Annotated in this window: 7 protein-coding genes; 1 reads left to right on the top strand and 6 read right to left on the bottom strand. The window is 72.4% G+C overall.

Annotated elements, in window-relative coordinates:
- Positions 1-593 (top strand): FliM/FliN family flagellar motor C-terminal domain-containing protein (locus Q0480_RS04830; RefSeq protein ID WP_299131204.1); only part of this gene is annotated, 593 nt, incomplete at its 5' end.
- Here the strand turns inward: Q0480_RS04830 and Q0480_RS04825 are convergent.
- The 6 genes from Q0480_RS04825 to Q0480_RS04800 all read right to left on the bottom strand — a co-directional run.
- A complete protein-coding gene (locus Q0480_RS04825; RefSeq protein ID WP_299131203.1) occupies positions 578-1,597 on the bottom strand; it encodes a P1 family peptidase in 1,020 nt (339 codons plus the stop codon). The genes Q0480_RS04830 and Q0480_RS04825 overlap by 16 nt on opposite strands.
- Positions 1,594-2,334, bottom strand: a complete 741-nt coding sequence (locus tag Q0480_RS04820) for a glucose 1-dehydrogenase (RefSeq protein ID WP_299131202.1) — start codon at positions 2,332-2,334, stop codon at positions 1,594-1,596. Before Q0480_RS04820 ends, Q0480_RS04825 begins: the two co-directional genes overlap by 4 nt.
- Positions 2,335-2,350: 16 nt before the next feature.
- Entirely contained in the window at positions 2,351-3,787 is a 1,437-nt protein-coding gene (locus Q0480_RS04815) for an aldehyde dehydrogenase family protein (RefSeq protein WP_299131200.1), read from the bottom strand.
- On the bottom strand, positions 3,784-5,361 hold the full coding sequence (locus Q0480_RS04810; protein ID WP_299131199.1) for a dipeptide ABC transporter ATP-binding protein: 1,578 nt from the start codon (positions 5,359-5,361) through the stop codon (positions 3,784-3,786). Before Q0480_RS04810 ends, Q0480_RS04815 begins: the two co-directional genes overlap by 4 nt.
- The gene (locus tag Q0480_RS04805; RefSeq protein ID WP_299131197.1) at positions 5,358-6,170 is read right to left on the bottom strand and encodes an ABC transporter permease; all 813 of its coding nucleotides are present in this window, start codon (positions 6,168-6,170) and stop codon (positions 5,358-5,360) included. The genes Q0480_RS04810 and Q0480_RS04805 overlap by 4 nt, the downstream gene beginning before the upstream one ends.
- The coding region (locus Q0480_RS04800; RefSeq protein ID WP_299131195.1) for an ABC transporter permease at positions 6,170-6,438 on the bottom strand (269 nt) is incomplete at its 5' end. The genes Q0480_RS04805 and Q0480_RS04800, both read right to left, overlap by 1 nt.

Genomic DNA, 6,438 nt, shown 5'->3' with positions numbered 1-6,438 from the left:
TCGCGCAGGCGATCGGCGCGAGCCTCGGTCGCCCCTTGACCAAGGCGCTCCATATCCGCGACCAGCGGCAGAATCTCTCGCAGATGCGGCTCGGGCCGGACTATATCGACGTGCTGGTGTTCGATGTCTCGCTCCGCCTCGGCGAGGGGGGGCGCGAGGGTGGCCTGTCGCTCATCCTGCCGCTGTCGGCGCTCGACGTGATCCGCGCCTCGATCCGCGAACTCGACGCGCGGGCGGCGAAGGATCGACCGAACGACCTGTGGAAATCACTGATGCGCCGGACCGCCGCCGCCGCGCCCGTGGCGGTCGACGCCGTGCTGCACCGTCAGGCGCTCAGCGTCTCGGCCCTGCGTGACCTGCGGGTTGGCCAGATGATCGAGATCCCGCGTCAGGCGACCGACGAGATCCAGCTCTCGATCCGCCAGCCAGGCGGCCGCGTCGCCCTGCTCGCCACCGGACAGCTCGGCGCCTTCCAGGACCGCAAGGTGGTCAAGCTCGTCACCTCCCTCGACGGCCGCGTCACCACCCACGTCGAACGTGCCCTCCGCCCCGCGCGAACCGAGACGGAGAACCCGGCTCAATCGGCGAGCTGAGACCAGCAGGGCATCGGATCGCCGGCCGCCGGCCGCGCGGCGTAGGCGGCCCGTGCGATTGCGCGGGCGAGGCAGAGCGCGGCGGCCTGACCGAGGGCCACGAGTCCGAGCGCCGGGTCGGGCCCGAGGACGCGGGCGCCGGTGGCGACGCCGAAGATGAGATCGCCGTCGAAGGGTGTATGCGCGGGATGGATCGCGAGGGCCATGCCGTCCTGCGCCGCCGCCGCCATCCGCCGGGCTCCGGCCTTGTCGAGCGTGGCGTCGGTGGCGACGATCGCGATCGTGGTATTGCCGCGCGGGTTGGCAGGGCCGGTCCCTTCCGGGCCGGGAAATGTCGGCGCCACCCGCTCGGCACGCGGCGGCAGCCCGCCGAACTCGTCGCCGATCTCGAACGGCGCGGCCCAGAAGCCGCGGCCACCGGGCCGCGTCACCGCGCCGAAGGAATTGACCGCGACCAGCGCCCCGACCGTCGCCCCGTCCGGCGTGATCAGCGAGGCCGAGCCGAGCCCGCCCATCACCGTCGCGGTCATCGCCCCGGTCCCCGCGCCCACCGATCCGATCGCGAAGCTCTCCGTCGCGGCGTCGAAGGCGGCGGCGCCGAGCGCGCGATAGGGGTTGTCGCGCCAATCCTTGTCGCCGCCGTTCAGGAGGTCGAACAGGATCGCCGCCGGCACGATCGGCACCACCGCCGGGCCGACGCGATACCCCCGGCCGAGCGCGCGCAACCGGTCGACGACGCCCGAGGCCGCGTCGAGCCCGAAGGCCGAGCCGCCGGAGAGCACGATCGCATCCACCGCCTCGACCAGCCGGCCGGGCTCGAGCAGATCCGTCTCGCGCGTACCGGGCGCGCCGCCGCGCACGTCGACGGCCGCGACGAAGGGCGCGTCCGCGGTCAGCACGGTGGCGCCGGATTTCAGCATGGGCTCCGAGGCATTGCCGACCCGGAGGCCGGCGACGTCGGTGATCAGGTTCCGAGGCCCCGGCCGCCCGACACGCGCGCTCATACGCAGCGCCCGCCATCGACCTCGAGCGCGACGCCGGTCAGCATCGCCGCCTCGTCGGAACAGAGGAAGGCGGCGGCGTTGCCGAGATCCTGCGGCGTCGAGAAGCGGCCGAGCGGGATCGTCGCGAGGAACTTCGCCCGCGTCGCGGGCGTGTCCTCGCCGAGGAAGGACTTGAGCAGCGGCGTCTCGCCCGCGACCGGGCAAAGCGCGTTCACCCGGACGCCGAAGGGCGCGAGCTCGACCGCCATGCCCTTGGTCGCCGTGACCATCCAGCCCTTGGAGGCGTTGTACCAGCTCAGCCGCGGCCGCGGGCTGAGCGCGGCGGTCGAGGCCATGTTGAGGATCACCCCGGCGCGCCGCGCCTTCATCGCGGGAACGAGGTGGCGGGCGGTGAGATAGACCGACTTCGCATTCACCCGCAGCACCCGGTCGAAATCCTCCTCGGTCACCTCCTCGAGCGCGGCGGGCAAATGCGTGACGCCGGCGTTGTTGACGAGGATGTCGAGCGGCCCCAGCGCGGCCTGCGCCGCCAGCGCCATGTGCGCGACGCCGTCGTCCCGCGACACGTCGGCGACCACCGACGCGACGCCGAGCACGCCGGCCATGGCCTCGACCGCCTCGGGGTCGATATCGGCGATCATCACCCGCGCGCCCTCGGCCTCGAACTTCCGCGCGATGCCGGCGCCGAAGCCGGAGGCCCCGCCAGTGATCAGGGCGGTCTTGCCCTCCAGTCGCATGCGCGCGCTCCTTTCGTCAGCCGTGCCGGGCGGCGACGGTCTTCAGGCGGGTGAAACCGTACAGGGCCTCGAAGCCCTTCTCGCGGCCATGGCCGGACAGGCCGACGCCGCCGAACGGCAGCTCGACCCCGCCGCCCGCGCCGTAGTTGTTGAGGAACACCTGCCCCGCGCGCAGCCGCCGCGCGAGGCGAAGGGCGCGCGAACCGTCGCGGGTCCAGACCGAGGCGACGAGGCCGTAGTCCGTGCCGTTGGCGATGGCGACCGCCTCCTCCTCGTCCTCGAAGGGCATCACCACCTGAACGGGGCCGAAAATCTCCTCGCGCGCCAGAACGTGATCCGGCGGCGCGTCGGCGAAGAGCACCGGCGCGACATAATGCCCGCCGGGCGGCGCATCGGCTTCGACCCGGCCGCGCCCGGCGACGCGCAGGTCGGCGCCGCGGGCGAGATAATCCTCGACCGCCGCCTTGCGCCGCGACGAGATCAACGGCCCGAGATCACGGTCGGCCAGCGCGGGACCGACGACCAGCGCGTCGTAACGCGCGCCCATCGCGGCGACCACCTGCTCATAGAGCGGGCGCTGGACCAGGATCCGCGCGGCGGCGGAACAGGTCTGGCCGGCGTTCCGGATGCCGGGATTGACGAGAAAGCTGAGCGCGGCCCCGAGATCGGCGTCGGCGAAGACGAGCTGCGGCGACTTGCCACCAAGCTCCAGCGTCACCGGGCGGACATGGGCGGCCGCGGCGGTCTGGACCAGCCGCCCCGCCGCGACCGACCCGGTGAAGGAGACATGATCGACACCCGCGTGACCGGCGAGCGCCGCGCCCGCCTCCGCCCCGGTGCCGGGTACGACATTGAGCGCGCCGGGCGGCAGGCCGGTCTCGAGCGCGAGCTCGGCGAAGGCGAGCGCGCCGAAACTCGCCTCCTCCGCCGGCTTCAGCACGCAGGCATTGCCGGCGGCGAGCGCGGCGACCACCGAGCGGCCGATGATCTGCAGCGGGTAGTTCCAGGGGATGATATGGCCGGTCACCCCATGCGGCTCGCGCAGGGTATAGACGGTATAGCCATCGAGATAGGGAATGGTCTCGCCACGCAGCTTGTCGGCCGCGCCGCCGTAGAATTCGAGGTAGCGCGCCAGGGCGCGGACATCGTCGCGGGCCTGGGTCAGCGGCTTGCCGACGTCGCGCGCCTCGGTCAGGGCCAGCGATTCCGCCCGGTCCTCGACCACGCGCCCCAGACGGGCGAGAAGCCGGCCCCGCTCCGCCGCCGTGGCTCGACCCCAGGCCCCGGCGAAGGCGCGGCGGGCGGAGGCGACGGCGGCGTCGATATCGGCGGCGGCGCCCCGCGCGACACGGCCCATCTCGGTCCCGTCGGAGGGATCGAACGCGGCGAAGGTCTCGCCCGAAGCCGGCGCGCGCAATGTCCCGCCGATCAGGCAACGCCCCGACGTGGTCATGCCGGGATCTCCAGCACCGGCGAGGCGGCGAGCAGCGCGCGCGTATAGGGATGGCGCGGCGCGGTGAACACCGCCTCGGTCGGTCCGGTCTCGACGATCTCGCCCGCCTTCATCACCATGACCCGATCCGTGATTGCCCGCACGACGCCGAGGTCGTGGCTGACGAAAAGATAGCTCACCGCGTAGCGCGCCGAAAGGTCGGCCAGAAGGTCGAGCACCCGCGCCCGCACCCGCACGTCGAGCGCCGAGACCGCCTCGTCGAGGATGATGAGATCCGGTCGGATGATCAGCGCCCGGGCGATGGTGAGCCGCTGGCGCTGGCCACCGGAGAATTCGTGGATGTATTTTTCCGCGTCCTCGGGCCGCAAGCCGACATCGGTCAGCGCCTGCTCCACCGCCGCGCGCCGGGCCGCGCCGGTGGGCGGGTGATCGAGCAGGTGGAACGGCTCGGTGATCAGCCGCGCGGCCCGATGGCGCGGATTGAAGCTGCCATAGGGGTCCTGGAACACCGCCTGCATCCGCGCCCGCGTCGCGCGCGGGGCGTGCGCCGTCACCGCCGCGCCGTCGAGGCGGACGGAGCCGCCCTGCGTCGGTTCGAGCCCGAGGATCGCCCGGACGAGGGTCGATTTGCCGCAGCCGCTCTCGCCCACGAGGCCGAGGCTCTCGCCCCGGTGGAGGGTGAAGCTGACCCGGTCGACCGCGCGGAACACGCCGGGCGCCGCGAAGAGGCCGCGGTGCGCTGGATAGTCCCGCGTTAGCTCGGTCACTTCGAGCAGCGGCGGACCCGGCTCGCGCCGGGGCCGCGCCGGCCGGTGGGCCGAGGCGGCGAACAGCGCCCGCGTATAGGGATGGCGCCGCTCGCGCAGGACCTCGGACGTCGGCCCCGCCTCGACCACACGCCCCTCGGTCATGATGGCGAGGCGATCGGCCAGACCGGACACCACGGCGAGATCGTGGGTGATGAGCAGGCAGCCCATGCCATCCTCGCGCACCAGCCGGGCCAGAAGTTCCAGCACCAGCGCTTGCGTCGTCACGTCGAGCGCGGTCGTCGGCTCGTCGGCGATCAGCAGCTTGGGGCGCAGCGCGATCGCCATGGCGATGCCGACGCGCTGCCGCTGGCCGCCGGACAGTTCGTGCGGATAGCGCGACAGCGGGAAGCGCTCCTCCGGCAGGCCGACGCGCGCCAGCGTCGCCCGGGCGATGTCGCGCGCCCCGGCGCGGCCGATCCCGCCATGGATGCGCGCCGTCTCCGCCACCTGATCGCCGATCGTGTGCAGGGGATTGAGCGCGGTCATCGGCTCCTGAAAGATCATGCCGATGTCGCGGCCGCGGATCGCGCGCATCGCCCGGTCCGAGCGCGTCGGAAGTTCCGCGCCATCCAGCAGGACGCGGCCGGCGACCTCCGATCCCGCGGGGAGCAGGCCCATGATCGCCTGCGCGGTCATCGACTTGCCCGAGCCGCTCTCGCCGACGATGCCGAGCACCTCGCCCGCGCCGAGGCCGAGTTCCACCTCGCGGAGGATCGGTAGACCGCGAATCGTGAGTGACAGCGCCTCGACGCGCAGCAGGCTCATGCCCGCGCTCGTCGCAGGCGCGGGTCGAGCAGGTCGCGCAGCCCATCGCCGAGCAGGTTGAGCCCGAGCACAGTGAGCACGATGGCGAGGCCCGGCACCAGGGCGAGGCGGGGCGCGAAGGCGATCATCGTCTGGCTCTCGGCCAGCATCCGCCCCCAGGACGGCGTCGGCGGCTGCGCGCCGAGCCCGACATAGGCGAGCGCCGCCTCGGCGAGGATGCCGAGCGAAAACTGGATGGTGCCCTGCACGATCAGCAGGCTGGCGAGGTTCGGCAGGATATGTTCGAGCGAGATCCGTGTCCGCCCCTTGCCGGCGACGCGCGCGGCCAGCACGAAGTCGCGGGTCCAGAGGCTGAGCGCCGCGCCGCGGGTCAGGCGAGCGAACACCGGCACATTGAAGACGCCGATGGCGAGGATCGCATTCAGCGCCGAGGGGCCGAAGACCGCCGTGATCATGATGGCGATCAGCAGCGCCGGAAAGGCGAAGACGAGATCGTTCGCCCGCATGATGATCTCGTCGAGCCAGCCGCCGTGACGGGCGGCCGCGATCAGGCCGAGCGGCACGCCGAACCCCATGCCGATGCCGACCGCGACCAGCGCGACGGCGAGCGAGACCCGGGCGCCGACCATGATCATCGAGAGCACGTCGCGGCCATAGTGGTCGGTGCCGAGCCAGTGCGCGGCCGACGGTGGCCGCAGCTTGGCCGCGATGTCGAGCATGGCGACGTCGTAGGGCGTCCAGACCAGCGAGACGAGCGCGAGGATCGCGAATACGCCGCAGAGCGCCGCGCCGAGGAGGAGCGCGCGCATCAGCGCCGCCGAAGCCGCGGATCGACCAGCGCATAGGCGAGATCGACGACGAAAGTGACCAGGATCACGGCGCAGACGAGCAGCATGACGACGGACTGCACGACGACGAGATCGCGCTGGCTGATCGCCTGAAAGACGAGCCGGCCGAGTCCGGGCAGAAAGAACACCTGCTCGATGATGATCGCGCCGGCCAGCAGGAACGAGAATTGCAGGCCGATGATGGTCAGGACCGGGATCATCGCATTGCGCAACGCATGGAAAAGCAGCG

This window comes from uncultured Amaricoccus sp. (assembly GCF_937891315.1).
Taxonomy (GTDB): domain Bacteria; phylum Pseudomonadota; class Alphaproteobacteria; order Rhodobacterales; family Rhodobacteraceae; genus Amaricoccus.
Note: the sequence above shows the minus strand (reverse complement) of the source record. Positions and strands in the feature narration are given on the sequence as shown.

Coding starts and splice junctions, on each gene's coding strand:
- Q0480_RS04825 (WP_299131203.1), bottom strand. CDS start 1,597: ATGAGCGCGCGTGTCGGGCGGCCGGGGCCTCGGAACCTGATCACCGAC.
- Q0480_RS04815 (WP_299131200.1), bottom strand. CDS start 3,787: ATGACCACGTCGGGGCGTTGCCTGATCGGCGGGACATTGCGCGCGCCG.
- Q0480_RS04810 (WP_299131199.1), bottom strand. CDS start 5,361: ATGAGCCTGCTGCGCGTCGAGGCGCTGTCACTCACGATTCGCGGTCTA.
- Q0480_RS04820 (WP_299131202.1), bottom strand. CDS start 2,334: ATGCGACTGGAGGGCAAGACCGCCCTGATCACTGGCGGGGCCTCCGGC.
- Q0480_RS04805 (WP_299131197.1), bottom strand. CDS start 6,170: ATGCGCGCGCTCCTCCTCGGCGCGGCGCTCTGCGGCGTATTCGCGATC.